This window comes from Streptomyces sp. NPDC048606, from assembly GCF_040650855.1.
GTDB lineage: Bacteria > Actinomycetota > Actinomycetes > Streptomycetales > Streptomycetaceae > Streptomyces.
Map to the genome: position 1 here is coordinate 68363 of NZ_JBEZIB010000037.1, position 26245 is coordinate 94607.

23 protein-coding genes are annotated in these 26245 nt (G+C 71.1%); 10 read left to right on the top strand and 13 right to left on the bottom strand.

Going from position 1 to position 26245, the window contains the following annotated elements; translation table 11 throughout:
- Positions 1-11 precede the first annotated feature (11 nt).
- The 4 genes from AB0D01_RS31910 to AB0D01_RS31925 form a co-directional block, all read right to left on the bottom strand.
- On the bottom strand, positions 12-689 hold the full coding sequence (locus AB0D01_RS31910; protein WP_363061365.1) for a class I SAM-dependent methyltransferase: 678 nt from the start codon (positions 687-689) through the stop codon (positions 12-14).
- Positions 690-849: 160 nt separating this feature from the next.
- Positions 850-1653 carry a GNAT family N-acetyltransferase gene (locus AB0D01_RS31915; protein ID WP_363061367.1) on the bottom strand — a complete coding sequence of 268 codons (804 nt, stop codon included), beginning with the start codon at positions 1651-1653 and terminating at the stop codon, positions 850-852.
- A 47-nt stretch (positions 1654-1700) separates the two neighbouring features.
- Positions 1701-1973, bottom strand: a complete 273-nt coding sequence (locus tag AB0D01_RS31920) for a protealysin inhibitor emfourin (protein ID WP_363061369.1) — start codon at positions 1971-1973, stop codon at positions 1701-1703.
- 27 nt (positions 1974-2000) lie between these two features.
- Positions 2001-3077, bottom strand: coding sequence for a M4 family metallopeptidase (locus AB0D01_RS31925; protein WP_363061371.1), 1077 nt, complete (start codon positions 3075-3077; stop codon positions 2001-2003).
- A gap of 365 nt (positions 3078-3442) precedes the next feature.
- Between AB0D01_RS31925 and leuA the strand changes: the two genes are divergently transcribed.
- Positions 3443-5206, top strand: a complete 1764-nt coding sequence (gene leuA, locus AB0D01_RS31930; protein ID WP_363061373.1) for a 2-isopropylmalate synthase — start codon at positions 3443-3445, stop codon at positions 5204-5206.
- A gap of 104 nt (positions 5207-5310) precedes the next feature.
- Here the strand turns inward: leuA and AB0D01_RS31935 are convergent, their stop codons facing one another.
- Entirely contained in the window at positions 5311-6069 is a 759-nt protein-coding gene (locus AB0D01_RS31935; protein ID WP_363061375.1) for an SDR family NAD(P)-dependent oxidoreductase, read from the bottom strand.
- A 153-nt stretch (positions 6070-6222) separates the two neighbouring features.
- Between AB0D01_RS31935 and AB0D01_RS31940 the strand changes: the two genes are divergently transcribed.
- The 5 genes from AB0D01_RS31940 (at position 6223) to AB0D01_RS31960 (ending at position 11264) form a co-directional block, all read left to right on the top strand.
- Complete coding sequence (locus AB0D01_RS31940) at positions 6223-6918, top strand: TerB family tellurite resistance protein (protein WP_363061377.1); 696 nt, start codon at positions 6223-6225, stop codon at positions 6916-6918.
- A 567-nt stretch (positions 6919-7485) separates the two neighbouring features.
- Positions 7486-9030 carry a nucleobase:cation symporter-2 family protein gene (locus AB0D01_RS31945; protein WP_363061379.1) on the top strand — a complete coding sequence of 515 codons (1545 nt, stop codon included), beginning with the start codon at positions 7486-7488 and terminating at the stop codon, positions 9028-9030.
- A 106-nt stretch (positions 9031-9136) separates the two neighbouring features.
- Entirely contained in the window at positions 9137-9883 is a 747-nt protein-coding gene (recO, locus tag AB0D01_RS31950) for a DNA repair protein RecO (protein ID WP_363061381.1), read from the top strand.
- 11 nt (positions 9884-9894) lie between these two features.
- A complete protein-coding gene (locus AB0D01_RS31955) occupies positions 9895-10716 on the top strand; it encodes an isoprenyl transferase (protein WP_363061383.1) in 822 nt (273 codons plus the stop codon).
- A 23-nt stretch (positions 10717-10739) separates the two neighbouring features.
- Positions 10740-11264 (top strand): YcxB family protein, encoded by a 525-nt coding sequence (locus AB0D01_RS31960; protein ID WP_363061385.1) that lies wholly within the window; start codon positions 10740-10742, stop codon positions 11262-11264.
- A gap of 160 nt (positions 11265-11424) precedes the next feature.
- On the opposite strand, the gene AB0D01_RS31965 is transcribed toward AB0D01_RS31960, so the two are convergent.
- Genes AB0D01_RS31965 through AB0D01_RS31980 form a run of 4 tightly spaced genes read right to left on the bottom strand, consistent with a single transcriptional unit; the run spans position 11425 to position 14610 of the window.
- Positions 11425-11853, bottom strand: coding sequence for a transcriptional repressor (locus AB0D01_RS31965; RefSeq protein ID WP_150519707.1), 429 nt, complete (start codon positions 11851-11853; stop codon positions 11425-11427).
- 53 nt (positions 11854-11906) lie between these two features.
- Complete coding sequence (locus tag AB0D01_RS31970) at positions 11907-12773, bottom strand: metal ABC transporter permease (RefSeq protein ID WP_363061387.1); 867 nt, start codon at positions 12771-12773, stop codon at positions 11907-11909.
- Complete coding sequence (locus tag AB0D01_RS31975; RefSeq protein WP_363061389.1) at positions 12773-13573, bottom strand: metal ABC transporter ATP-binding protein; 801 nt, start codon at positions 13571-13573, stop codon at positions 12773-12775. The genes AB0D01_RS31970 and AB0D01_RS31975 overlap by 1 nt, the downstream gene beginning before the upstream one ends.
- Positions 13574-13599: 26 nt before the next feature.
- A complete protein-coding gene (locus AB0D01_RS31980; protein WP_363061391.1) occupies positions 13600-14610 on the bottom strand; it encodes a metal ABC transporter substrate-binding protein in 1011 nt (336 codons plus the stop codon).
- A 155-nt stretch (positions 14611-14765) separates the two neighbouring features.
- Between AB0D01_RS31980 and AB0D01_RS31985 the strand changes: the two genes are divergently transcribed.
- Complete coding sequence (locus AB0D01_RS31985; RefSeq protein ID WP_363061393.1) at positions 14766-16145, top strand: glycine--tRNA ligase; 1380 nt, start codon at positions 14766-14768, stop codon at positions 16143-16145.
- Positions 16146-16236: 91 nt separating this feature from the next.
- On the opposite strand, the gene AB0D01_RS31990 is transcribed toward AB0D01_RS31985, so the two are convergent.
- From AB0D01_RS31990 to AB0D01_RS32005, 4 genes are all read right to left on the bottom strand, one after another.
- Positions 16237-16959: a VC0807 family protein gene (locus AB0D01_RS31990; RefSeq protein ID WP_363061395.1), complete on the bottom strand. Its 723-nt coding sequence runs from the start codon at positions 16957-16959 to the stop codon at positions 16237-16239.
- A 132-nt stretch (positions 16960-17091) separates the two neighbouring features.
- Positions 17092-17685 (bottom strand): TetR family transcriptional regulator, encoded by a 594-nt coding sequence (locus tag AB0D01_RS31995; RefSeq protein WP_363061397.1) that lies wholly within the window; start codon positions 17683-17685, stop codon positions 17092-17094.
- A 21-nt stretch (positions 17686-17706) separates the two neighbouring features.
- The gene (locus AB0D01_RS32000; RefSeq protein WP_363061399.1) at positions 17707-18807 is read right to left on the bottom strand and encodes an aldo/keto reductase; all 1101 of its coding nucleotides are present in this window, start codon (positions 18805-18807) and stop codon (positions 17707-17709) included.
- A gap of 116 nt (positions 18808-18923) precedes the next feature.
- On the bottom strand, positions 18924-20375 hold the full coding sequence (locus tag AB0D01_RS32005; RefSeq protein WP_363061401.1) for an MFS transporter: 1452 nt from the start codon (positions 20373-20375) through the stop codon (positions 18924-18926).
- Between the two features lie 52 nt (positions 20376-20427).
- Between AB0D01_RS32005 and dusB the strand changes: the two genes are divergently transcribed.
- The 3 genes from dusB (at position 20428) to AB0D01_RS32020 (ending at position 26097) form a co-directional block, all read left to right on the top strand.
- The gene (dusB, locus tag AB0D01_RS32010; RefSeq protein ID WP_363061402.1) at positions 20428-21570 is read left to right on the top strand and encodes a tRNA dihydrouridine synthase DusB; all 1143 of its coding nucleotides are present in this window, start codon (positions 20428-20430) and stop codon (positions 21568-21570) included.
- 366 nt (positions 21571-21936) lie between these two features.
- Positions 21937-24645, top strand: coding sequence for a pyruvate, phosphate dikinase (gene ppdK, locus AB0D01_RS32015; RefSeq protein ID WP_363061403.1), 2709 nt, complete (start codon positions 21937-21939; stop codon positions 24643-24645).
- Positions 24646-25068: 423 nt separating this feature from the next.
- On the top strand, positions 25069-26097 hold the full coding sequence (locus AB0D01_RS32020; RefSeq protein WP_363061405.1) for a winged helix-turn-helix domain-containing protein: 1029 nt from the start codon (positions 25069-25071) through the stop codon (positions 26095-26097).
- Positions 26098-26245: the final 148 nt, after the last annotated feature.

Below are 26245 nucleotides of genomic sequence, written 5' to 3' on the forward strand. Positions count from 1 at the left end.
TCCGCCGGTGCTCAGCGCCGTCGGATCTTCAGGGTGTTGTCCGTACGGGTGCCCGGCCGGCCGTCGGGGGCGTTCTGGACCCGCTCGTGCTCCTCGGCGACCAGGACCTCCCAGGCTCCCTCGTCCAGTTCCAGCCGGGCGAGGAGCTCGTCCGGGGTCGGGAAGTCCACCTCCGGCCGATCCTCCTGCCAGGACGCCCAACCCCCGTGCCCGACGACGAGCAGGACCCCGCCCGGGGCCACGGCGCCGGCCGCGGTGCGCAGGATCCGGTCGCGCGGGAAGTCCCCGTAGGAGTGCAGGAAGCACGCCGAGACCAGGTCGAACTCCCCGTCGGGGAAGGTGTGCGCCAGGTCGTGCGCGTGCGGGTCGACCCGGTCGGCCACCCCCGCCCGCGCGGCGTGTTCGGCCGTCCGCAGCAGGGCGACCTCGGAGATGTCGGTCGCGGTGACGTGCCAGCCGCGCGTCGCCAGCCAGACGGAGTCGCCGCCCTCGCCGCACCCCAGGTCGAGGGCGCGGCCGGGCGGCAGCGCGGAGACCTCGCGCACCAGGGCGGCGTTGGCCTCGCCGCTCCAGATCCGCCCGCTCTCGCGGTAGCGGTCGTTCCACCACTCCCGCCCGCCCGCGGGGGGCTCGGCGCGCGCGCCGTGCCCGGTACGGTCGGGGCCCTGCTCCTGGTGGGTGTGGGACATCGTGGCGGCCTCCTCGGCTGGGGCGCCCGTACGGTCGCACGGACACCGCCGATGCTCCGCCGGGCCCGCCGCGGGGGCAAACATCGTTGCCGATCCGGCAACCGGCGACCCTGGTTCCGCGCCCGGGTGCGGCCACCGGGGCGCGGCCACCCGGGTGCGGCTACGCGGGTTCGGCGATCAGGGCCGTCCCGACCCGCCGGAAGCCGGCGCGGCCGTAGATCCGGGCCACGTCCTCGTCGCCGGCCGACAGGAACACCGTTCGCGCCCCGCCCGCGCGGGCCGCGGCGACCAGGGCCGCCGTCACCCCGAGGGCCAGGCCCTGGCGCCGGGCGGCCGGCAGCGTGCCGACCCCGACGATCTCGGCGACGTCCCCGACCGGGTTGTACTGGCCCGAGCACAGCACGACCCCGTCGCGCACGGCCGCGGCCATGGCGGTGCGGCCGTCCGCGAGCATCTGCGCGACCCGGTCCCGGCGCTCGGCCGTCGTCGGGTCGGCGAGCGCCGCCGCCAGCGCGTCGGGCCCCGCTTCGCCGAGGGCCGTCCCCGGGGCGGCGAAGGCCAGCGCCGGTACCGTGACCGCCGCCGCGAGCAGGGGGTCGTGCGCGTCGAGCGCGCGGACCTCGGGGTGGGGTGCGGGCGGCGCCGCCGTGTCGTCCAGGACCATCAGCGGGTGCGCGTGGACGTGGAGGCCGGCGGCTTCCACCGCCGCCCGCAGGGAGGGGCTGGTTTCGGCCACCCATTCGAAGGCCTCGGGCACGCCCAGCTCCCGCTGGCGGGCCCGTACGCGTTCCACGTCGGCCGGCGTCGCGTCGGCGCCGCCGAGCGCGGGCCGCGCGTAGTACCCCCAACCCCGTCCCTCCTGCACGAACAGGGTCAGCGGCCCGAAGTCCTCGCCCCGCGCGCCGCCCCGGCGGGGGACCGCGTCGTAGTACTGCTCCAGGTCCGCCAAGATCGTCTTCGTCATCCGGACATCCAAGCAAAACCGCCCCGCCGGGGCACCCGGATAACGCCCTACGCGCCCTCCTTCAGCACCCGCGAGATCAGGCTGCGCTGGGCCTCCGTCAGGTGGGGGTCCCGGCAGGACACGCTCCGTCCGTCCACCGTGATGAGGTAGGAGAAGCCGTCCCGGACCCCGCGCGCGTCCCGCTCGCCGTCCGGGTCGGGCCGCAGGGCGAGCCGGGCGAGCTCCCGCCACTCCTCCTCGTCGGGCCGGCCCGAGGTGTCCACCTCGGCCCGGCGCTCGATCCCCGCGAAACCGCCCGTCCTCACCACTTCGATCACCATGACGCCTTCCTACCCCGCGGGGGCGGACTACCCCAGCCCGACGGTCGACCAGGCCTTCTGGACCGCGCGGTGCTCGACGCCGCCGTCCCCGAACCGGGCGACGGCCGCCGCCAGCGACAGCCGGGCGAAGTCCGCGAAGTCCGCCCGCGGCTCCAGCTCGCCGCCGGTCAGCGTGTCGTACCAGATCCGCCCCGCCCGCTCCCAGGCGTTGCCGCCGAGTTCGGTCGCCGCGATGTAGAAGGCGTGGTTGGGGATGCCCGAGTTGATGTGCACGCCGCCGTTGTCGCGCGAGGTGACGACGTAGTCGTCCATGGTCGCGGGCTGCGGGTCCTTGCCCAGCTCGTCGTCGTCGTAGGCGGTGCCGGGGGCCTTCATGGAGCGCAGCGCGGTCCCGGTCACGTTCGGGCCGAGCAGGCCGGCGCCGATCAGCCAGTCGGCCTGGTCGGCGCTCTGCCCGAGCGAGTACTGCTTGATCAGGGAGCCGAACACGTCGGACATGGACTCGTTGAGCGCCCCGGACTGCCCGTGGTAGTCGAGGTTGGCCGTGTACTGGGTGACGCCGTGGGTCAGCTCGTGCCCGATGACGTCGACGGACACGGTGAAGTCGAGGAAGAGGTCGCCGTCGCCGTCGCCGAAGACCATCTGCTCGCCGTCCCAGAAGGCGTTGTTGTAGTCCTCGCCGTAGTGGACGCTCGCGTTCAGGGGCAGCCCGGAGTCGTCGATCGAGCGCCGGCCGAAGCCCTGGAGGAAGAGTTCGAACGTGGCTCCGAGGCCGGCGTAGGCGCGGTTGACGGTGGCGTCCTTGACCGCCTCCTGGCCCTCGCCGCGGACCTTCTTCCCGGGCAGGCGGGTGCGGTGCTGGGCGTCGTGGATGGTCCGCCGGGGGGTGTCGGGGGCGGGGGCGTCGAGGGCGGTCGAGGCGATGCCGCGCACGGTGCTGATCCGGCGCCGGGTGCGCAGGAAGGCGTCCTGTTCCAGGGTGCGCTGCGCGAGGTCGGCGCGGGCGGCGTCGCCGGAGCGGGCGGCCTTGTCGAGCAGGTGCGGGGGGACCACGGTGCAGAAGACGGGGTGGTGGGGGCGGGGGGAGGAAGGGGTGGCAGTCATGCCCGGCAATGTGGCAGCGGGTCACGCCGCTGTCACGAGAAGCGACCATGATTCATTCGGTTGTCTCAAAGCGGTCGCGCGGTGTTGACGGATCACCCGGACCTGTGACGGCAAAGAGCGCTATAGCTCACAAAGGGTGTAAATCGGACCTGCCGGTCTTGCATACTGGAACAGGTCCTCGCGATACGGCGCGGCTCGGCTAGGCTCGGCCCATCATGCGTTTCGGGCTGCTTCTCCTTAGCTGCCGCGGCGAGGGTCTGTAGTCGTAGGCCGACCCCCTCCCCGCGGAGTTTGGTGTTGCGGTTTCCACTACCGCCGTCGGCCGTTCAGCGAACTACACGCGGACACGCGAGGAGCCCAACGCCATGAGCCAGCAGCCTTTTGTCGGTCGCCCCACGCCCATCACGAACGCGACCCACACCCAGAAGCCCTCCGGGATGCCGATCCACAAGTACGGCCGGTACGAGCAGGTGGACATCCCGGACCGCACCTGGCCGGACGCCCGCGTCACCAAGGCCCCCCGCTGGCTCTCCACCGACCTGCGCGACGGCAACCAGTCGCTGATCGACCCGATGACCCCCGCCCGCAAGCGCGAGATGTTCGACCTGCTGGTGCGCATGGGCTATAAGGAGATCGAGGTCGGCTTCCCGTCCTCCGGCGAGACCGACTTCGCCTTCGTACGCTCCATCATCGAAGAGGGCGCGATCCCGGACGACGTCACCATCTCGGTCCTGACCCAGGCCCGCGAGGACCTGATCGAGCGGACCGTCGAATCGCTGGTCGGCGCCCGGCGCGCCACCGTGCACCTGTACAACGCGACCGCCCCGACCTTCCGCCGGGTCGTCTTCCGCGGCTCCAAGGAGCAGATCAAGCAGATCGCCGTCGACGGCACCCGCCTGGTCATGGAGTACGCCGACAAGCTGCTGGGCCCCGAGACCACCTTCGGCTACCAGTACAGCCCGGAGATCTTCACCGACACCGAGCTGGACTTCGCCCTGGAGGTCTGCGAGGCCGTCTGTGACGTCTGGCAGCCGACCGAGGGCCGCGAGATCATCCTGAACCTGCCCGCGACCGTCGAGCGCTCGACGCCCTCCACGCACGCGGACCGCTTCGAGTGGATGGCCCGCAACCTGACCCGTCGCGAGCACGTCTGCATCTCCGTCCACCCGCACAACGACCGCGGCACCGCCGTCGCCGCCGCCGAGCTGGCCCTGATGGCCGGCGCCGACCGCATCGAGGGCTGCCTGTTCGGCCAGGGCGAGCGCACCGGCAACGTCGACCTGATCACCCTGGGCATGAACCTGTTCTCCCAGGGCATCGACCCGCAGATCGACTTCTCGCAGATCGACGAGATCCGTCGCACCAGCGAGTACTGCAACCAGATGGAGGTCCACCCGCGCCACCCCTACGCGGGCGACCTGGTCTACACCGCCTTCTCCGGCTCCCACCAGGACGCCATCAAGAAGGGCTTCGACGCCATGGAGGCCGACGCGGCCGCCCGGGGCAAGACCGTCGACGACATCGAGTGGGCCGTGCCCTACCTGCCGATCGACCCGAAGGACGTCGGCCGCTCCTACGAGGCCGTCATCCGCGTCAACTCGCAGTCCGGCAAGGGCGGCATCGCCTACGTCCTGAAGAACGACCACAAGCTGGACCTGCCGCGCCGCATGCAGATCGAGTTCTCGCGGATCATCCAGGCCAAGACCGACGCCGAGGGCGGCGAGGTCACGCCGAAGGCGATCTGGGACGTCTTCTCCGACGAGTACCTGCCCAACCCGGAGAACCCGTGGGGCCGCATCCAGCTGCGCTCCGGCTCGACCGCCACCGACAAGGACGGCACCGACACGCTGACCGTCGAGGCGGTCGTGGACGGCGTGGAGACGGTCCTGAACGGCACCGGCAACGGCCCGATCTCGGCCTTCTTCGACGCGCTGGCCGGCATCGGCGTCGACGCCCGCCTGCTGGACTACACCGAGCACACGATGAGCGAGGGCGCCTCCGCCGTCGCCGCCTCGTACATCGAGTGCGCGATCGACGGCCGCGTCCTGTGGGGCATCGGCATCGACGCGAACACCACCCGCGCCTCCCTGAAGGCGGTCATCTCCGCCGTCAACCGCGCGGGCCGCTGATCCACCGACCGACCGCGGACCCCGCTCCTCCTCCCGGAGGGGCGGGGTCCCGTCGTTCGCGCCCCCGGCGGCCCCTCCCGCGCCCCCGCCGGTCGCGGAAGGCCTCAGCGGGCCAGGTAGCCGCCGTCCACGGGCAGCACCACCCCGGTCACGAACGAGGCCGCGTCGGAGGCCAGGAAGGCGATGACCCGGGCCACCTCCTCCGGTTCGCCGAGCCGGCCCATCGGGTGCGCCGCGGTGACCTCCGCCAGGTACTCCGGCCCGCCCGGCTCCTCGTCCAGGGCCACCACCCGCTCGGTGCGGATCGTCCCCGGGGCCACCGCGTTGACCCGGATCCCGTGCGCCGCCCACTCGACCGCCAGGTGCTTCGTCAGGCCCGAGGCCACGAACTTCGCCGGCCCGTACGCGGCCTGCCGGGCCTGCCCGGCCACCCCCGAGATGGAGGACACGCACACCACCGACCCGCCCGGCCGCGGCTGCGCGAGCATCGCCTCGATGGCGTACTTGCACGTCAGGAACATGCCCCGACCGTCAACGGCCATGACGTGGTCCCAGTCCTCGGGGGTGGTCTCGCGTACATCCGAAAGGGGGAGCACCCCGGCGTTCGCCACGGCGACGTCGAGGCGCCCGTACGCGGCCACCGCGGCGGCGACCATGGCGCGGTTGTCCGCCGGATCGGACACGTCACCGGTGACGACGGTGATCGCGTGCCCTTCCGCGGTCAGCAGCGCGTGCAGGGCCCCCAGGCCGGGGGCGTTGACATCGGACGCGGTCACCCGGGCTCCGGAGCGGGCCAACAGCAGGGCCGTGGCCCTGCCGATGCCGCTCGCCGCGCCCGTGACCAGACAGGACGTGTCGTTCACGGCGCCGAGGGTAGGGGATGGACCCGGGGGCGCACTTCGGCCAAGTCCGCACGCCTCCCCATGTTGTCTTGTCACACGACTGACGCATCCTCACCGATGTGGCTAACATCACGCCAACCCGGCGATGTTGCCGGAAGGTGACGGAGGTGCGACGTGCTGCCAGTTCGGGGTGGGGACGGCCGGAAGCTGACGGTCTGGGGCATCCGTACCACCTGGAGCACCGTGGGCGACGGGGAGTTCTTCTGCCCCGACTGCGGCGGTGACCGCAACTACCGCCGGCGCACCGGGCGTCGGCGCTTCACCGTGCTCGGGGTGCCGCTGCTGCCGCGCGGCCAGGCCGGGCCGGTCGTCGAGTGCCAGGCCTGCCGGGAGCGCTTCGGCACCGAGGTGCTGGACCACCTCACGACCCACCGCTTCTCGGCGCTGCTGCGCGACGCCGTGCACACGGTGACGCTCGCCGTGCTCGCCGCCGGCGGGACCTCCTCGCGGAGCGCGCTGGAGGCCGCCGTGGCGACCGTACGGGCGGCCGGGTTCCAGGACTGCACCGAAGAGCAGCTGGAGTCCCTCGTGGAGGCGCTCGCCACCGACGAGGGGCGGCTCGGGCTGTACGACGGGCCCGAGTGCTGCGGCGCGGCGCTGTCGATAGAGCTCCACGAGGCGCTGGAGCCGCTCGCCCCGCACCTGGCCGGTCCGGGGCGCGAGTCGATCCTGCGCCAGGGAGCGCGGGTCGCCCTCGCGGACGGCCCGTACACCCCGGCCGAGCGCGAGGTGCTGGCCACCGTCGGCGCGGCGCTGCGGATGGGGGCGGACGAGGTCGCCGGCCTGTTGTCGGCGGTACGGGCGCCCTGAGCAGGCCCGTACCGGGGCGTAGGTCGTGACCGGGCCCGGCGGGGGAGACCCCGCGGGGCCCGGTTTTCGCGTGCCGGGCGCCGTGGGGACGTAACGATCCGGCGTCGCGGGGGTCTTCCGGGAGGGCGGAGGCGACCCCTCCCGTTTCGGCCATCCAGTATGTGGACGGCCGAAATCTTGCGTTCCTGTTTGCGTGGCCGAATTTCGACTGGCGACTTCCGGGCAGGTCAGAGGCGCCCCGCCGGGCCCGCTTCACAGTCGCGCAGTCCGGAACGGGCGATTTCGGCAGCTCTGGCCATACGCCCGATCCGACGCCCTGACCACTGGAGGAACCTCCAGATCGGATGCCCTGGCGCGTCAACAGTTTGTGGAAGTCGACGATATCTGTGACGCCTCCCACAGGCGTTCAATTCCGGTCACACGACGAGACGCCGCCGGAAACACCGCTGGGCTTCGATCTGCGTGTTCTCACTGACAACCCTGGCGAACCAACGGGATAGCGACCCACTTCGACCAGGGACAACCAGATTCCTCTCAGTCACCTACCTTTCGAAGGGCAAGGCAGAGATGGCACGTGTCGCCGCCCGGCTTTCCACCACCGGAGAGCAGAGCACGCACCCGGTCGACGAGGTGCTCCCCCTCCCCAAGCTCGCGCTGTACGGCTTCCAGCACGTACTCGCCTTCTACGCCGGCGCGGTGATCGTCCCGATCATCGTGGGCAGCGCCCTCAAGCTGAGCCCTGAACAGCTGGTCTACCTGATCAACGCGGACCTCTTCACCTGCGGCATCGCGTCGATCATCCAGGCCTGGGGCATCGGCCGGGTCGGCGCCCGGCTCCCGCTGATCCAGGGCGTGACCTTCACGGCCGTGTCCCCGATGATCGCCATCGGCCTCGGCGCCGGCGGCGGGACCGCCGCCCTGCTGGTCATCTACGGCGCCGTCATCACGGCGGGCATCGCCACCTTCGCCTTCGCCTGGCTGCCCGCCAAGGCCTTCCGGGCGGTCATGCGGCTCTTCCCGCCGGTGGTCACCGGCACCGTCATCACCGTCCTCGGCATCGTGCTGATCCCGGTCGGCCTCAAGGACGCGGCCGGCGGCGTCCCCACCCTCGGCGACGGCGGTGTCCCCACGCAGCTGGCCTACGCCGGCGGCACCATGCTCTTCATCCTCCTGCTGATGAAGTTCGGCGGCCCGTTCCTGCGCAGCATCAGCATCCTGATCGGCCTCGTCGGCGGCACCCTGGCCGCCTTCCTCCTCGGCGACGCCAAGTTCGGCAACGTCGGCCAGTCCGACTGGATCGGTGTCACCACGCCCTTCCACTTCGGCGCCCCGAAGTTCGAATGGTTCCCGATCTTCCTCATGCTGATCGTCATGCTGATCACCATGGTCGAGACCACCGGCGACACCTACGCGGTCGGCGACATCGTCGACAAGGAGGTCGACAGCGAGACCGTCGCCCGCGCCCTGCGCGCCGACGGCGCCGCCACCGCCCTCGGCGGCGTGCTGAACTCCTTCCCGTACGTCGCCTTCGCCGAGAACGTCGGCCTCGTACGGATGACCAAGGTCAAGAGCCGCTTCGTGGTCGTGGCCGCCGGTGTCTTCATGATCGTCCTCGGTCTGATCCCCAAGGCCGGCGCGATCGTCGCCTCCGTCCCGCACGGGGTCCTCGGCGGCGCCGCCACGGTGATGTTCGGCATGGTCGCCCTGGCCGGCATCCAGACCCTGGCCAAGGTGGACCTCAAGGAGGAGAAGAACGCCCTGATCGTCGGCGTCTCGATCGCCCTCGCCCTCTTCCCGGCCACGGTCCCGCTCTACTTCGAGAAGCACATGAGCCCCGACCTGTCCTCGCTCCTCAACAGCGGTGTGACCCTCGGCGCCACGGCCGCCATCGTCTTGAACCTGGTCTTCAACGGTCTGGGCAAGGACGAGGCCCGACCCGCCGTCGAGGTCGCCCTGCCCACCCAGCCCACGGAGCCCGCCCGGTCCGCCGAGCCCGCGACGCCGGCCGCCGGAGCCGAGCGGGAGCCCGCGCCCGGAACCGACAGGGCCGACACGGCCGGCGCGACGAGCGTGACGAGCAGGGCCGACGACGCGGGTACGCCCGCCTCCTGATCCTCCCAAGGGGTGCCGCCCCCGCCCGGACACCGGTCCGGGCAGGGGTGAGCGCTGCCCGGACCGGTGTCCCCGTACGGCACCCGGGACAGGCGACAATGGGCGCATGAGTCTGTTCCGCGACGACGGCATCGTGCTGCGCACCCAGAAGCTCGGCGAGGCGGACCGCATCATCACGCTCCTCACGCGGGGCCACGGACGCGTCCGGGCCGTGGCGCGCGGGGTCCGGCGCACCAAGTCCAAGTTCGGCGCCCGGCTGGAACCTTTCTCCCACGCCGACGTGCAGTTCTTCGCCCGCGGCAACGAGCTGATCGGCCGCAGCCTTCCGCTGTGCACCCAGACCGAGATCATCGCCCCGTACGGCAACGGCATCGTCACCGACTACGCCCGCTACACCGCCGGCACCGCGATGCTGGAGACCGCCGAACGCTTCACGGAGAACGAGGGCGAACCCTCCGTCCAGCAGTACCTCCTGCTCGTCGGCGCCCTGCGCACCCTCTCGCGCGGCGAACACGAGCCCCACCTGATCCTGGACGCCTTCCTGCTGCGCTCCCTCGCCGTCAACGGCTACGCGCCCAGCTTCGAGGACTGCGCCAAGTGCGGCATCCACGGCCCCAACCGGCACTTCTCCGTCGCCGCCGGCGGCGTCATATGCGGCGACTGCCGGGTGCCGGGCAGCGTCGTACCCTCGTCGGAGGCCATCGCTCTGCTCAGCGCGCTGCTGACGGGCGACTGGGGGTACGCCGACGCGTGCGAGGCACGCCACGTGCGCGAGGGCAGCGGGCTGGTCTCCGCCTATTTGCACTGGCATCTGGAGCGCGGGCTACGCTCCCTGCGATACGTCGAGAAATAGGAGCTGGGCACATGGTACGACGCGGGATTCTGGGACGCTCTCGCCGGGAGTACAAGGTTCCCGAGCCGCACCCGTCCGGTGCGCGCCCGCCGAAGATCCCCGGCGAACTGGTCCCCAACCACGTCGCCGTCGTCATGGACGGCAACGGCCGCTGGGCCAAGGAGCGCGGCCTGCCCCGCACCGAGGGCCACAAGGTCGGCGAGGGCGTGGTCCTCGACGTGCTCAAGGGCTGCCTGGAGATGGGCGTCAAGAACCTCTCCCTGTACGCCTTCTCGACGGAGAACTGGAAGCGCTCGCCCGACGAGGTCCGCTTCCTCATGAACTTCAACCGCGACGTCATCCGCCGCCGCCGCGACGAGATGAACGAGCTGGGCATCCGGATCCGCTGGGCCGGCCGCATGCCGAAGATGTGGAAGTCGGTCGTCCAGGAGCTCCAGGTGGCCCAGGAGCAGACCGTCGACAACGACGCCATGACCCTGTACTTCTGCGTCAACTACGGCGGTCGCGCCGAGATCGCGGACGCCGCGCAGGCCATCGCCCGCGACGTGGCGGCCGGCCGGCTGGACCCGTCGAAGGTCAACGAGAAGACCTTCGCGAAGTACATGTACTACCCGGACATGCCCGACGTGGACCTGTTCCTGCGCCCCAGCGGCGAGCAGCGCACCTCGAACTACCTGATCTGGCAGAGCGCGTACGCCGAGATGGTCTACCAGGACGTGCTGTGGCCCGACTTCGACCGCCGTGACCTGTGGCGCGCGTGCCTGGAGTACGCCCAGCGCGACCGCCGCTTCGGCGGCGCCGTCCCCAACCAGCCCGAGGGCTCCGGCGCCTGAACCGTCCGCTAGGCTCCGCCGCCATGGACACGACTGACCGGGCGGTGGAGCTGCGGTACGGCGCACGGCGCCGCGACGCGTGGGAAGTGCTGGGCCGACGGGCCCTGCGCACGCCCGGCGGGCGCGGGGAACTGCTGCTGTGGCTGGTGGTCCTCCCCCTGGTGCCGTGCGCGGTGATCGTCCTCCAGCGCGGCCGGGGAACCGACCCTGCGGGCCTCGCCCTCGCGGCGGGCGTGGGGGTGTGCCTGGGAGCGCTCTGCGCGGTGCTGGAGCTGTGGCGCAGGGCGCGCCGGATGTACCGCTGGGCCGCGGAACACCCCGAGTACCGGTGCGTGATCACCGAGCGGGGTACGCACAACCACCGGCCCGACGGGACGGCGGTCGTCTACCCGTGGTCGAAGTACCGGGGCTGGGCCGAGACCCGGGGCCTGTTCGTCTTCGTCTTCGCCAACGGGGAACTGGGCTGGCTGCCCAAACGCTCCGCCGCGACCCCCGAGGACCTCGACCGGGTGCGGGAGCTGCTCGGGGCGAACCTGCCGCGCGTCTAGACGCTTCCCCGCACGTCTCCCCGGTGCCGCCCGGGTGCCTCCCGGACGTCACCCGACCCCCTTGGGGCCGCCCTCCGGGGCCGGGCCGACAACGGCCGGATCCGCTCGGGATTCGACCGGAACCCGACCGGGAGGCGGCGGCCCGGCGGCCCGGGCGGGGTCAGCCGGCGGCCGCGCAGTCGGCGCAGGTGCCGAAGATCTCGACGGTGTGGGCCACGTTCACGTAGCCGTGCTCGGCCGCGATGGACTCGGCCCACTTCTCCACGGCCGGGCCCTCCACCTCGACGGCCTTGCCGCACTTGCGGCAGACCAGGTGGTGGTGGTGGTCCCCGGTGGAGCAGCGCCGGTAGACGGACTCGCCGTCGCTGGTGCGCAGCACGTCCACCTCGCCGGCGTCGGCCAGGGACTGGAGGGTGCGGTAGACGGTGGTCAGGCCCACGGAGTCGCCGCGGTGCTTGAGCATGTCGTGCAGCTCCTGGGCGCTGCGGAACTCGTCCACCTCGTCCAGCGCCGCCGCCACGGCGGCCCGCTGCCGGGTGGATCGCCCTCGTACTGGCGCGGTATTCGTCTCGCCAGGCGCAGTCGCCACCGGTTCCTCCTCGTTTCGGCCTCGCCCCACATTGTGCCAGGCGGCCGTCTCCCTCAGACCTTCACGTCGTCGTGCGTGCAGACCTCCTCGGCCGCGCGGGCGGCCTTCGCCCGCCGCCTGGCCAGCGGCGTGGACAGGGCCGTCATCACCGTGAAGACGGCGATGGCGAGCAGCACGATCGTGGCACCGGACGGCGCGTCGAGGTAGTAAGTCGCCGTCGTGCCGGTCAGCGAGGCCAGGACGCCGATGACCATCGCCACGGTCAGGGTGGCGGTGAAGCCGCGGGTCACGCGCTGGGCGGCCGCCACGGGGATCACCATCATGGCGCTGACCAGCAGCAGGCCGACGATGCGCATGGCGACGGTCACGGTCACGGCGGCGGTGACGGCCATGAGCAGGTTCAGGGCGCGCACGGGCAGGCCGGTGACCCGGGCGAACTCCTCGTCCTGGCTGACGGCGAACAGCTGGCGGCGCAGGCCGATCGTGACGGCGAGGACGAACACGGCGAGGACGACCACGGCCGTGATGTCCTCGGCCGAGACGGTGGTGATGGAGCCGAAGAGGTAGCTGCTGAGGTTGGCGGTGGAGCCGCCCGGCGCCAGGTTGATGATCATCACGCCGCCGGCGAGGCCGCCGTAGAAGAGCATGGCGAGGGCGATGTCGCCGCTGGTCTTGCCGCGCGAGCGGATCAGCTCCATGCCGACCGCGCCGAGCACCGCGACGAGGGTGGCCATCCACACCGGGCTGGTGTTGAGCAGGAAACCGAGGGCGACGCCCGTCATGGCCACGTGCCCGATGCCGTCGCCCATGACGGCCTGCCGGCGCTGGACCAGGTAGGTGCCGATCGCGGGAGCCGTCAGACCCACCAGGACGGCCGCGAGCAGGGCCCGCTGCATGAAGGCGTAGTCGAGGATCTCCATCAGCTCAGCAGTCCCGTCCGCAGGGGTTCGGCGTCGTGCGCCGCGTGGGGGTGTACGTGGTCGTGGCCGGGCAGGGCGTGCTGGCCCACGGCCTCCGGCGGCGGCCCGTCGTGCGTGACGCAGCCGTCGCGCAGGACCACGGCGCGGTCGATCAGGGGCTCCAGCGGGCCGAGCTCGTGCAGGACGAGCAGCACGGTGGTGCCCTCGGCGACCTGGCGGCGCACGGCGGAGGCCAGGACCTCCTGGTTGCCGAGGTCCACGCCGGCCATCGGTTCGTCCATGATCAGCAGTTCGGGTTCGACGGCCAGGGCGCGGGCGATCAGCACGCGCTGGTGCTGGCCGCCGGAGAGGGCGTTGACCGAGGCGTCCGCGTACGCCTCCATGTCGACCAGGGCCAGGGCCCGCTCCACGGCGGCCTTGTCCGCCTTGCGCAGGATCCCGAAACGGGTACGGGCCAGCCGGCCGGAGGAGACGACCTCGCGGACGGTGGCGGGGACGCCGCCGGCGGCCGTCGTGCGCTGGGGGACGTAGCCGATGCGCGACCACTGGCGGAACCGCTTGAAATCGGTGCCGAACAGGGACAGGGAGCCGCCGCTGAGCGGCACCTGGCCGACCAGGGCGCGGACGGCGGTGGATTTGCCGGAGCCGTTGGCGCCGAGCAGGGCGACGACCTCACCGGCGCGCACGGTGAGGTCGATCCCGCGCAGCACGGGGCGCGAGCCGAGCGAGGCCGTGGCCCCGCGCAGGGATATGACGGGCTGGTCCGCCGCCGTGGCGGCGCCGGCTGTCGTGGACCGCATGGCTCGTGCCTCCGTTGCTGCTGTCATCACTTGGCTCCGAGTGCCTTTTGCAGGTTCTTCAGGTTGGACCGCATGACCTCGAAGTAGTCAGCACCCTGGGACTTGTCGCTGATTCCCTCGAGGGGGTCGAGGACGTCGGTGCGCAGGCCCGTGTCGTGGGCGAGGGCGTTGGCGGTCTTGTCGCTGGCGAGGGTCTCGAAGAACACGGTGGTCACGTTGTCCTTCTTCGCGACGCTCTGGAGCTCCTTCATGCGGGCCGGGCTGGGCTCGGCCTCGGGGTCGACCCCGGAGATGCCCTCCTGGTCGAGGCCGTAGCGCTCGGCGAGGTAGCCGAAGGCGGAGTGGGTGGTGATGAAGGTCTTCGAGGCCGTGTTCTTCAGGCCTTCCTTGAACTCCGTGTCGAGCGCGCCCAGTTTGGTCACGAGCTCGTCGGTGTTCTTGCGGTAGTCCGGGGCGTGCTCGGGGTCGGCCTTCTCCAGCGCGGCGCCGACGCCCTTGGCGATGTCGGCGAACTTGGTGGGGTCGAGCCACACGTGCGGGTCGGCGCCGGCCTCGCCGTGGTCGTGTCCGTCGCCCTCGGCGTGGGCGTGCTCGTCGCCGTCGGTGTGCTGGTGGCCCTCCTCGCCGTGGGCGTGGCCGGAGGTGCCGTGCTCGACCAGGGGGGTCAGGGTGGCGGCGTCGACGACGTTCTTCACGCCGGACTGGGCGACGGCCTTGTCGACGGCGGGCTGCAGGGACTTGAGGTAGAGGACCACGTCGGACTCGGAGAGCTGCCCGGTCTGCTTCGGGGTGATCTCCAGGTCGTGCGGTTCGACGCCCGGCTTGGTGAGGGTGGAGACCTTCACGTGGTCCCGGCCGATCTGCTCGGCGAGGAACTGGAGGGGGTAGAACGACGCCGTCACGCCGAGCTTGCCGTCCTTGGCGCCGGCGGCTCCGGCCGCCCCGGCGGCACCGCCCGAGCAGGCGGTGAGGGCCGTCGCGGCGAGGGCGACGGCGCCGGTCAGGGCGGCGGTGGGTATGAGGCGTCGTACGTTCATGACATCCATTTTCATCAAAGATGGAAACGGTTGTCAAAAACCCAGGTCGGGGGCCCGTGGGAGTTCAATGGAAGGGGGGCCCGATTTGATGGCGGGGCCCTGGGCGCCGGTAACCTAAGGCATTCGCCGTTCGTCCTCGTAATGAAGAGAGCACCGTGGCCGACAAGATCGAAACCATCGTCAGCCTGAGCAAGCGCCGTGGCTTCGTTTTCCCTTGCAGTGAGATCTACGGCGGCACCAGGGCTGCCTGGGACTACGGCCCGCTCGGTGTCGAGCTCAAGGAGAACATCAAGCGCCAGTGGTGGAAGGCGATGGTCACCGGGCGTGAGGACATCGTCGGCCTCGACTCCTCCGTGATCCTGGCCCCCGAGGTCTGGGTGGCCTCCGGTCACGTCGCGACCTTCTCCGACCCGCTCACCGAGTGCACCTCGTGTCACAAGCGTCAGCGCGCCGACCACCTGGAAGAGGCGTACGAGGCCAAGCACGGCCGCGTTCCCGCGAACGGCCTCGCCGACGTCAACTGCCCCAACTGCGGCGTCAAGGGCCAGTTCACCGAGCCCAAGCAGTTCTCCGGCATGCTGGAGACCCACCTCGGCCCGACGCAGGACACCGGCTCGAAGGCGTACCTGCGCCCCGAGACCGCCCAGGGCATCTTCACCAACTTCGCCCAGGTCCAGACCACTTCGCGCAAGAAGCCCCCGTTCGGCATCGCGCAGATGGGCAAGTCCTTCCGCAACGAGATCACGCCGGGCAACTTCATCTTCCGCACGCGCGAGTTCGAGCAGATGGAGATGGAGTTCTTCGTCAAGCCGGGCGAGGACGAGCAGTGGCAGGAGTACTGGATGCAGGAGCGGTGGAACTGGTACCGCGACCTCGGCATCCGCGAGGAGAACATCCGCTGGTACGAGCACCCGGCGGAGAAGCTGTCGCACTACTCGAAGCGCACCGCCGACATCGAGTACCGCTTCAACTTCGGTGGCACCGAGTTCTCCGAGCTGGAGGGCGTGGCCAACCGCACGGACTACGACCTGAAGGCCCACTCCGCCGCCTCCGGCCAGGACCTCACCTACTTCGACCAGGAGGCGAACGAGCGCTACACGCCGTACGTCATCGAGCCGGCGGCCGGTGTCAACCGCGCCATGCTCGCCTTCATGCTCGACGCGTACAACGAGGACGAGGCCCCGAACGCCAAGGGCGTCATGGAGAAGCGCACCGTCATGCGCCTCGACCCGCGCCTGGCGCCCGTCAAGGTCGCCGTCCTGCCGCTGTCGCGCAACGCCCAGCTGTCGCCGAAGGCCAAGGGCCTCGCGGCCGACCTGCGCAAGAACTGGAACATCGAGTTCGACGACGCGGGCGCCATCGGCCGTCGTTACCGTCGCCAGGACGAGATCGGTACGCCGTTCTGCGTCACCGTCGACTTCGACACCCTCGACGACAACGCGGTGACCGTGCGCGAGCGCGACACCATGAAGCAGGAGCGCGTCTCCCTGGACCAGATCCAGAGCTACCTGGCCAGCCGCCTGCTCGGCTGCTAGGACCCCGCCGTACGAAGACCGGTGGCCCGGTGCGCGTCGCGCACCGGGCCACCGGTCTTTCGCGTTCCGCCCGCCGTCGCGCGGCGGGTCGTCAGGCCGCGGCTTCCCGCTCCGCGGCCTCGCGGGCGGCCGCCTCGGCGGAGCGGCGTTCGCCTTCGGCCTGGGAGCGCTTGCCGTAGCGGGCCGTCCACACGGCCAGGCCGCCCAGCGTCGCGTAGATCATGAACGGGCTGATCGTGACCATGGTGGAGATGCTGAGGACGAAGGACAGCGCGACCCGGACCAGGGCCTCGGCCACGTAGGCCACGCCCCAGACCAGGGTCATCGTGCGCATGGTGGTGCGGAAGTTCTCGTACTGCCACAGGCCGTTCCACCAGGCGGTGCTCTCGGGCGTGCCGTCGGTGGCGAACTTGCGGCCGAAGTAGAACATCAGCGGGCGCGGCGCGAGGAGCGTCGCCAGGCAGAGCAGCCCGAACAGGGCGGTCACGCCGGAGTCCTTGAGGAGCAGGGCGTGGGCGGAATGGGCGCCGACGAGCGAGACGACGGCCGTGATCACCAGGAACACCAGGGCCACGACGGCGAACTCGTCGAGCTTGCGACGCCAGGCCACGTGGATGACGCTGTCGATCACCGGCCAGGCGCCGCCGGCCAGCAGCGCGGCGAACTCGCTCCACCCCTCGCCCTTGAGCACGTTGTAGGTGACGATCGGCGCGACCACGTTGAGGCAGATCGTCAGAGCCCAACCGGCGGCGGTGGCGGCCCCGGAACGAGCGGGTGGTGCCGGTCGATCGGGTGCCGCTGAAGTGCTGGACATGTTTCCCCCGTTGCGTACCTGATGGGTGCGGTACGGGGACCGTAGGGACAGCGCGATGACATGTACAAGCCGGAAATCATCAAAATGATCGCCAAGCCGTCCGGAGGGCGGACTCCGGTCGCAGGGGCGGCCTCAGACGCGCAGGCCCCGGATCAGCAGGGCCGTGACCGCCTCGAACTCGGCGATGATCGTCGGTGATACCCACTCCGGCGCGTACTGCGGATCGTGGAAGCGGCTCGTGGCGTCGAAGACGGCGCGGGCGGCGGCCGGGGCGTCCGGCGCGGCCAGCGTGCCGGCCTCCACGCCCTCCGCGATGATCCGCGCCAGCTGGTCGATCAACTCGCCCAGGTGGGCGTCGACCACGCCGCTGTTCTCGGCGAGCAGGACCGTGTACGTCGCGAACAGCTCGGGGTCGTCCCCCGCCTTGTGGCGCTTGGCCTCGAAGAGGGCCTCCAGCCACGACTCCAACCGGGACGGGGCCGAGGCGTCGGGCGTGGAGGCGATGGCCTCCAGCATCACGACGCTCTTGGCGAGCCACCGGTCCGTGACGGCCTCGCGCAGCGCCGCCTTCGACGGGAAGTGCCGGTAGACGCTGCCGTGGCTGACGCCCAGCGCCCGCGCCACGTCCACCACGGTCGCTTTGGTGGGGCCGTAGCGGCGCAGCACCTCCTCGGTGGTTTCGAGGATGCGCTCGGGGGTCAGGGGCTCGGCGGCAGCGGGTGGCATGGGTACGACCGTACAGCCGGATCAGTGTTCGCTGTCGAGGTGGGCCATCTGGGCGGCCGGGTAGCGCTCGCCGGCCGCGGAGCCCTGCGGGACCGCTTCCTCGATGGCGACGAGGTCCGCCGGGGTCAGCTCCACCTGCATGGCACCCAGTGCCTCGGCCAGCCGGTCCCGGCGACGGGCGCCGACGAGCGGCACGATGTCCTCGCCCCGGGAGAGCACCCAGGCGATCGCGATCTGCGCCACCGTCACCCCCTTCTCCTCGGCGACCTTGCGCAGGGCCTCGACCAGATCGAGGTTGCGGTGCAGGTTGTCGCCCTGGAACCGGGGGCTCATGCCGCGGAAGTCTCCGGGGGCCAGCGCGCGGTCGCGGCCGAAGTGCCCGCTGATCAGGCCCCGGGAGAGCACCCCGTACGCCGTGACGCCTATGCCCAGCTCGCGGGCGGTCGGCAGGATCTCCTCCTCGATGCCCCGGGAGATCAGGGAGTACTCGATCTGGAGGTCGGCGATCGGGGCCACGGCGGCGGCCCGGCGCAGGGTGTCCGCGCCGACCTCGGAGAGGCCGATGTGGCGCACGTGCCCGGCGCGGACGGCGTCGGCGATGGCCCCCACCGTCTCCTCGATCGGCACGTCCGGGTCCACCCGGGCGATCCGGTAGACGTCGATGTGGTCGCGGCCGAGCCGCTGGAGGGAGTAGGCCAGGAAGTTCCTGACGGCCTCGGGGCGGCCGTCGTACCCGGTGAAGCCGCCCTCGACGGTCCGCAGGGCGCCGAACTTGACGCTGGTCAGCGCCCGCTCGCGGGAGGCCGCCGGCGCGGTGCGCAGGGCCTCCGCGATGAGCAGCTCGTTGTGTCCCATTCCGTAGAAGTCGCCGGTGTCGAGCAGGGGGCTCACGCCCGCGGGGACGGCTTCGAGGTAGGCGTGGAGCGTCGCGAGGGATTCGGCGCGGTCGGCGTCCCCGTAGAGCGCGGACATGCCCATGCAGCCCAGGCCCAGGGGGAAGACCTCGGGGCCGCCGGCGCCGAGCCGGCGGGTGGTGGTGGCGGCGGCGGAAGCCGCGCCGGAGTCGGAAGCAGAAGCGGAAGCAGATGCGGATGCGGATGCGGTGTTCGCGTCAGTCGTCATGAGAAGAGAATGGCATGACGGGTGACAGATTTCAATATCTGTCACCCGTCAGGATGGAGGTGCCGTGGATCGGCCCCGCACGTGGTGGGGAAGGGGAGGAGCGGGAGGCGTCGCCGTCAGACGCGCGGAGGAGCGCCCACCGGATCCGGGGCGGGCGGCCCCGGATCCAGCTCGCGGGCCGTGCGCGCGGCCGTCGCCCGCGCCCAGGGCCCGGTGGTCGCGGCGCCCACGACCAGGGTCACCAGCCCGAGCGCGGTGATGATCCACCAGGCGGGCCGGGCCGCCGTCACGAAGTCCGCGCCGCCCGCCGTCCCGCCCGCCAGCACCGCGCCGATCACCGCGACGCCCAGCGCCCCGCCGGTCTGCCGGCTCGTCGAGGCCACCGCGGCCGCGACCCCCGCCTGGGAACGCGGCATCCCGGACACCGCCGTATTGGTGATCGGGGCGTTGACCAGCCCGAAGCCGATGCCGAACAGCACGTACCCGGCGAACATCAGCGTCGTGTCGCCCTCCGCCGAGAACGCGGCGAACAGCAGCCCGCTCGCCGCCATCGTCACGCCCGCGATCAGCAGCGGCAGCCGGGGCCCCTTGGTGCCGACCAGCCGCCCCGACACCGGCGCGCACAGGAAGGCGAAGGTGGCCATGGGCAGCATCCACAGCCCCGCGTCCAGGGCGTCCAGCTCCCGTACCTCCTGGAGGTACAGGGTGTTCAGGAAGAGGAACCCGGACAGCGCCGCGAAGGCGCAGACCGCGATCACCGTCGCCCCGCTGAAGGGGGCGCTGCGGAAGAACCGCGGGTCGATCAGCGGCTCCTCCCGCCGGGGCTCGTAGACGAGCAGGGCCGTCAGCGCGGCCACGGCGGCCAGCGAGCACCCGATGATCGCGGGGGAGGACCAGCCCAGGGTCGGGGCCTCGATGATCGCGTACGTCACCGAGCCGAGCAGCGCCACGATCAGCAGCTGCCCCACCGGGTCCGGCCGGCGCGGCTGCTCGGAGCGGGACTCGGGGATGTAGCGCAGGGTCAGCACGAGGGCGAGCAGCCCCACGGGGAGGTTGATCCAGAAGATGGACCGCCAGCCCACGGTGTCCACCAGCAGGCCGCCGATCAGCGGTCCGGCGGCCATGGAGATGCCGACCACCGCGCCCCAGACGCCGATCGCGCGGGCACGTTCCCGGGGGTCGGTGAAGGTGTTGGTGATGATCGACATGGCGACGGGATTGAGCATCGAGCCGCCGACCGCCTGGATCATCCGGAAGACGATCAGCCATTCCAGGCTCGGCGCCAGGGAGCACAGCAGGGAGCCGGCCGTGAAGAGGACCAGGCCCCAGGCGAAGACCCTGCGCCGCCCGATCCGGTCGCCCGTGGAACCGGCCAGCATCAGCAGCGAGGCGAGGACCAGGGTGTACGCGTCGATCGTCCACTGCATGCCGGAGACGGAGGCGTCCAGATCGCGCCGGATCGCCGGGAGGGCCACGTTCAGGACGGTGTTGTCGAGGCTGACGATCAGCAGGCTCGTGCAGCAGATCGCCAGGACGAGCAGGCGCCGTCCACGACTCATGTGATGCATGCCGCCGATAGTACGGATAACTAACGAACCCCGCGTGCGGGAGAATGGGGGGATGACCACGCTCCCCCCGCCCCTCTCGATCGGCCCGCACACCGTGCAGCCCCCGGTGGTGCTCGCACCGATGGCAGGCATCACCAATGCCCCGTTCCGTACCCTCTGCCGCGAGTTCTCGGGCGGCAAGGGGCTGTTCGTCAGCGAGATGATCACGACCCGCGCCCTGGTCGAGCGCAACGACAAGACCATGCAGCTGATCCACTTCGACGAGACGGAAAAGCCCCGCTCGATTCAGCTGTACGGGGTGGACCCGGCGACGGTCGGCAAGGCCGTCCGCATGATCGTCGAAGAGGACCGCGCCGACCACATCGACCTGAACTTCGGCTGCCCGGTCCCCAAGGTGACCCGCAAGGGCGGCGGCTCGGCCCTGCCCTACAAGCGCAACCTGCTGCGCGCGATCCTGCGCGAGGCCGTCGCGGGCGCCGGCGACCTGCCGGTGACGATGAAGATGCGCAAGGGCATCAACGACGAGCACCTCACCTACCTCGACGCGGGCCGCATCGCCGTCGAGGAGGGCGTGACCGCCATCGCCCTGCACGGACGGACCACCGCCCAGCACTACGGCGGCACCGCCGACTGGGACGCCATCGCGCGCCTGAAGGAGCACGTCCCGGAGATCCCCGTACTCGGCAACGGCGACATCTGGTGCGCCGAGGACGCGCTGCGCATGGTCCGCGAGACCGGCTGTGACGGCGTGGTCGTCGGGCGGGGCTGCCTGGGCCGGCCGTGGCTGTTCAACGACCTGGTCGCGGCCTTCGAGGGGCGCCCCGAGGACTTCCACAAGCCCACCCTGCGCGAGGTCGCGGCGACCATGCTGCGCCACGCGCAGCTGCTGGGGGAGTGGATCGGCGACGAGGCGCGCGGGGTGATCGACTTCCGTAAGCACGTGGCCTGGTACCTCAAGGGCTTCGCCGTCGGTTCCGAGATGCGGGGCAAGCTGGCGGTCACCTCCTCCCTGGCCGAGCTGGACGCTCATCTGAGCGAGCTCGATCTGGATCAAGCCTGGCCCGACGGTGCCGACGGCCCGCGGGGGCGGACGTCCGGAAACAACCGGGTTGTCCTGCCCGACGGCTGGTTGAAGGATCCCTACGACTGCGCCGGCGTGAGCGAGGACGCCGAGCTGGACACCTCCGGAGGCTGACAAATCGCCCTCGGCGGGGCGTGATATACGCCACGCATGATTGATGTTTCGCTCAGATGAGCGCAAAGGTCACGGGTAAGACTTTCAAAGGGTGGCACTGGGTGCCACCCTTTGTGCGTTCAAGACTTGAACGCAAATGTATCGATGATCGCTCATCCGAGCGCAATCAGGCCCCTGTGGGCACCTCACCCTTCGGGATGTGAAGGCTGTTCGTACGTTCTGATTACCCGTGGGTTACTTTCGATCCGGTGGCGCATGGGTGGTTACGGCCGTATGACAGCCAAGTGGACATACCCAGAAGCCTTCGATCTGGGTATGTTCCTGGCCGTCAGGGCAGCCACCCGAGTCCTCGAGGAGTCGAGACCCGTGTCGGAAAACAAAGATCAGAAGTTCGTCTACGACTTCACCGAGGGCAACCGGGACCTCAAGGACCTTCTCGGCGGCAAGGGAGCCAACCTCGCCGAGATGACCAACCTGGGTCTCCCCGTCCCTCCCGGCTTCACCATCACCACCGAGGCCTGCAAGGTCTACCTGGAGAGCGGTTCGGCGCCGGCCGAGCTGCGCGACGAGGTCAGCGCGCACCTCGCCGCCCTCGAGGCGAAGATGGGCAAGAAGCTCGGCCAGTCGGACGACCCGCTACTGGTCTCCGTGCGCTCCGGCGCGAAGTTCTCCATGCCCGGCATGATGGACACGGTCCTCAACATCGGCCTCTCCGACGAGTCCGTCACCGGACTCGCCACCCAGGCCGGCAACGAGCGCTTCGCGTGGGACTCGTACCGCCGCCTGATCCAGATGTTCGGCAAGACCGTCCTCGGCGTCGAGGGCGAGCTCTTCGAGGACGCCCTCGACGACGCCAAGGCCGCCAAGAAGGTCACCGTCGACACCGACCTCGACGCCGCCGACCTCAAGAAGCTGGTCAAGGTCTTCAAGAAGATCGTCGCGAAGGAGGCCGGCCGCGAGTTCCCGCAGGACGCCCGCGAGCAGCTCGACCTCGCCGTCGAGGCCGTCTTCAACTCGTGGAACACCGACCGCGCGAAGCTCTACCGCCGCCAGGAGCGCATTCCGAGCGACCTGGGCACCGCGGTCAACATCTGCTCCATGGTCTTCGGCAACCTCGGCCCCGACTCGGGCACCGGCGTCGCCTTCACCCGTGACCCGGCCAGCGGCCACGCCGGCGTGTACGGCGACTACCTGCAGAACGCCCAGGGCGAGGACGTCGTCGCCGGCATCCGCAACACCGTCCCGCTGGGCGACCTGGAGGCCATCGACAAGGCCTCGTACGACCAGCTCATGACGATCATGGAGACGCTGGAGACCCACTACAAGGATCTCTGCGACATCGAGTTCACCATCGAGCGCGGCCAGCTGTGGATGCTCCAGACCCGCGTCGGCAAGCGCACCGCGGGCGCCGCCTTCCGCATCGCCACGCAGCTCGTGGACCAGGGCCTGATCACCGAGGCCGAGGCCCTCCAGCGCGTCACGGGCCACCAGCTCGCGCAGCTGATGTTCCCGCGCTTCGACGAGGACGCGAAAACCGAGCTGCTGGGCCGCGGCATCGCCGCCTCCCCGGGCGCGGCGGTCGGCAAGGCCGTCTTCGACTCGTACACGGCCGTCAAGTGGTCCCGTTCCGGCGAGAAGGTCATCCTGATCCGCCGCGAGACCAACCCCGACGACCTCGACGGCATGATCGCCTCCGAGGGCATCCTGACCTCGCGCGGCGGCAAGACCTCGCACGCCGCCGTCGTCGCCCGCGGCATGGGCAAGACCTGCGTCTGCGGCGCCGAGGAACTCGACGTCGACACCAAGCGCCGCCGCATGACCGTCGGCGACATCGTCATCGAAGAGGGCGACGTCGTCTCCATCGACGGCTCCACCGGCAAGGTGTACCTCGGCGAGGTACCCGTCGTACCGTCCCCGGTCGTCGAGTACTTCGAGGGCCGCATGCACGCCGGCGCCGACGACGCCGACGAGCTCGTCGCCGCCGTGCACCGGATCATGGCGTACGCGGACCGGGTCCGCCGCCTGCGGGTGCGCGCCAACGCCGACAACGCCGAGGACGCGCTGCGCGCCCGTCGCTTCGGCGCCCAGGGCATCGGCCTGTGCCGTACCGAGCACATGTTCCTCGGCGAGCGCCGCGAGATGGTCGAGCGCCTGATCCTCGCGGACACCGAGGAGGAGCGCGAGGGCGCCCTCTCTGCCCTCCTGCCGCTCCAGAAGAAGGACTTCGTCGAGCTGTTCGAGGCGATGGACGGCCTGCCCGTCACCGTCCGCCTCCTCGACCCGCCGCTGCACGAGTTCCTGCCCGACATCACCGAGCTGTCGGTGCGCGTCGCCCTCGCCGAGTCCCGCAAGGACGCCAACGAGAACGACCTGCGCCTGCTCCAGGCCGTGCACAAGCTGCACGAGCAGAACCCGATGCTGGGTCTGCGCGGCGTCCGCCTCGGCCTGGTCATCCCCGGTCTGTTCGCCATGCAGGTCCGGGCGATCGCCGAGGCCGCGGCCGAGCGCAAGAACGCCAAGGGCGACCCGCGCGTCGAGATCATGATCCCGCTCGTCGGCACCGTCCAGGAGCTGGAGATCGTCCGCGAGGAGGCCGACGCGGTCATCGCCGAGATCGAGGCCGCCACCGGCACCACCCTCAAGCTCTCCATCGGCACCATGATCGAGCTGCCGCGCGCCGCCCTGACGGCCGCGCAGATCGCCGAGGCCGCGCAGTTCTTCTCCTTCGGCACGAACGACCTGACCCAGACGGTGTGGGGCTTCTCCCGCGACGACGTCGAGGCCAGCTTCTTCACCGCGTACCTGGAGAAGGGCATCTTCGGGGTCTCGCCGTTCGAGACCATCGACAAGGACGGCGTCGGCTCGCTCGTGCGCCACGCGGTCGAGCAGGGTCGCGCCACCCGTCCCGACCTCAAGCTCGGCGTCTGCGGCGAGCACGGCGGCGACCCGGAGTCGGTGCACTTCTTCCACGAGGTCGGCCTCGACTACGTCTCCTGCTCGCCGTTCCGCATCCCGGTGGCGCGCCTGGAGGCCGGCCGTGCCGCCGCCGAGGCCAAGGGCTCCGACAGCCGCTGAGCCCCGCCCGGCCCCCGATCACCGCCGCGGTCCCACGAAGCCCGCGGCGGTAGCGCCCGCCCCCGGTCCCTGACCTCCGGGGGCGGGCGCATCCTTCTATTCGAAGCAACATGGGGCGGGTATTCAACAAAGTCTTTACGGCACCAGGCGGTGGACGGATCCCCACCCGTCCACCGCCTGACGCCTATCGCCGGGCACGTCGGCGCTTCCCGATGCGACCGACCGCCAGGCCCCGCAAAGCCCCCCACGGCCTTCGCGGAGCGTTTCGGTCGCACCGGAGTGTGCCCGGCGGAGTACAGGATTTCGCTTGTCACGCCCCTGCCGAAAGGGGTTTCAACTGTGGCCGAAAGGGCGTGGTGACCACGTGTGACGGCATGCATACTCATGGGGCGGGGGGATTGCGGTTGCACAGGTGGGGGTTCGGTGCTTCGTATCCATTTCACTGGAGTGGACCTGGCACGCGTACGGATGGCAGGGCGTCCCGATGCGTTGTGGGAAACGATTCTTAGTTTTCATCGCTTAAGAGACCGGCGTGACGCCCGGCTGTTCGGTGAATGGCGTACGGAAACGCGCAGCCGGTTGAATAGTGAAACAAGGCTGCTCGGCGCCTTGATACCGGCTCGCGGCTATTTCCCGGATTTCCTGACGCCCACCGAGGGCCAGTACGGGTGGGACATGGGCCTCGACGCCCTGCGGGGACTGCGTCCCGAGCGGCTGCGGCGCGAGCTGTCCCTCGTCGGCGCGGGCGCCGGCAGCGGCTTCGGAGCGGCCTTCGGGACGCCGCCGCCCACCCGCCTGAGGGAATTCCTGGACGGGGGCACCAAACACCTCCCCAGGCTTCTCGGCGAACTCCGCGGCTACCACCGGGCCGCCGTGGAGCCCTACTGGACGCACATCCAGGCCCAGATAGAGGCGGAGCGCGCCGCCCGCGGCCGGGCCCTGCTCGACGGCGGCGCCGACGAGCTGCTGGCCTCGCTGCCGCCCATGCTGCGCTGGCGGGCGCCGGTCCTGGAGTGCGAGTACCCCGTGGACCGGGACGTACGGCTGCGCGGACGCGGGCTGCTGCTCCAGCCGTCCTTCTTCTGCCGGCGCACCGCCGTGACCCTGCACGACCCTGAGCTGCCGCCCGTGCTGGTCTACCCGGCCGCCGCCCAGCTGGTCTCGGCGGCCGCGGCCGGCGAGGCGGCCCGCCCGGCCGAGGAGCTGCGCCAGCGGACCCTGGGCAAGCTCGTCGGGCACACCCGCTCCGTGGTGCTGCGGGCCATCGGCGACGGCGCCACCACCAGCGAACTGGCCCGCCGCGCCGGGGTCTCCCTGGCCTCCGCGAGCCAGCACGCCTGCGTGATGCGCGAGGCCGGCCTCGTGACCACGCTGCGCCACGGCAACGCGGTCCTGCACACCGTGACGCCGCTCGGCGCCGCCCTCCTCAAGGGCGGCGCCGTGGTGTCCTGACACCCGCGGGGCGCCCGCGGCGTGCCCGCGCGGCGCCCGAGGGCGGCCCTCGGGCGGGGGGGGGCCCCCCCCCCGGGGCCCCCCCCCCCCCCCCCCCGGGGGGCCCCCCGCCGCCCCGCCCGGCCACAGGCCCCGCACGGGGCCGGGG

Bases quoted from the DNA above. Each gene is read 5' to 3' on its own strand.
- AB0D01_RS31910 (WP_363061365.1), bottom strand. From the start codon at position 689: ATGTCCCACACCCACCAGGAGCAGGGCCCCGACCGTACCGGGCACGGC.
- AB0D01_RS31915 (WP_363061367.1), bottom strand. From the start codon at position 1,653: ATGACGAAGACGATCTTGGCGGACCTGGAGCAGTACTACGACGCGGTC.
- AB0D01_RS31920 (WP_363061369.1), bottom strand. From the start codon at position 1,973: ATGGTGATCGAAGTGGTGAGGACGGGCGGTTTCGCGGGGATCGAGCGC.
- AB0D01_RS31925 (WP_363061371.1), bottom strand. From the start codon at position 3,077: ATGACTGCCACCCCTTCCTCCCCCCGCCCCCACCACCCCGTCTTCTGC.
- leuA (WP_363061373.1), top strand. From the start codon at position 3,443: ATGAGCCAGCAGCCTTTTGTCGGTCGCCCCACGCCCATCACGAACGCG.
- AB0D01_RS31945 (WP_363061379.1), top strand. From the start codon at position 7,486: ATGGCACGTGTCGCCGCCCGGCTTTCCACCACCGGAGAGCAGAGCACG.
- recO (WP_363061381.1), top strand. From the start codon at position 9,137: ATGAGTCTGTTCCGCGACGACGGCATCGTGCTGCGCACCCAGAAGCTC.
- AB0D01_RS31955 (WP_363061383.1), top strand. From the start codon at position 9,895: ATGGTACGACGCGGGATTCTGGGACGCTCTCGCCGGGAGTACAAGGTT.
- AB0D01_RS31960 (WP_363061385.1), top strand. From the start codon at position 10,740: ATGGACACGACTGACCGGGCGGTGGAGCTGCGGTACGGCGCACGGCGC.
- AB0D01_RS31970 (WP_363061387.1), bottom strand. From the start codon at position 12,773: ATGGAGATCCTCGACTACGCCTTCATGCAGCGGGCCCTGCTCGCGGCC.
- AB0D01_RS31975 (WP_363061389.1), bottom strand. From the start codon at position 13,573: ATGCGGTCCACGACAGCCGGCGCCGCCACGGCGGCGGACCAGCCCGTC.
- AB0D01_RS31980 (WP_363061391.1), bottom strand. From the start codon at position 14,610: ATGAACGTACGACGCCTCATACCCACCGCCGCCCTGACCGGCGCCGTC.
- AB0D01_RS31990 (WP_363061395.1), bottom strand. From the start codon at position 16,959: ATGTCCAGCACTTCAGCGGCACCCGATCGACCGGCACCACCCGCTCGT.
- AB0D01_RS31995 (WP_363061397.1), bottom strand. From the start codon at position 17,685: ATGCCACCCGCTGCCGCCGAGCCCCTGACCCCCGAGCGCATCCTCGAA.
- AB0D01_RS32000 (WP_363061399.1), bottom strand. From the start codon at position 18,807: ATGACGACTGACGCGAACACCGCATCCGCATCCGCATCTGCTTCCGCT.
- AB0D01_RS32005 (WP_363061401.1), bottom strand. From the start codon at position 20,375: ATGCATCACATGAGTCGTGGACGGCGCCTGCTCGTCCTGGCGATCTGC.
- dusB (WP_363061402.1), top strand. From the start codon at position 20,428: ATGACCACGCTCCCCCCGCCCCTCTCGATCGGCCCGCACACCGTGCAG.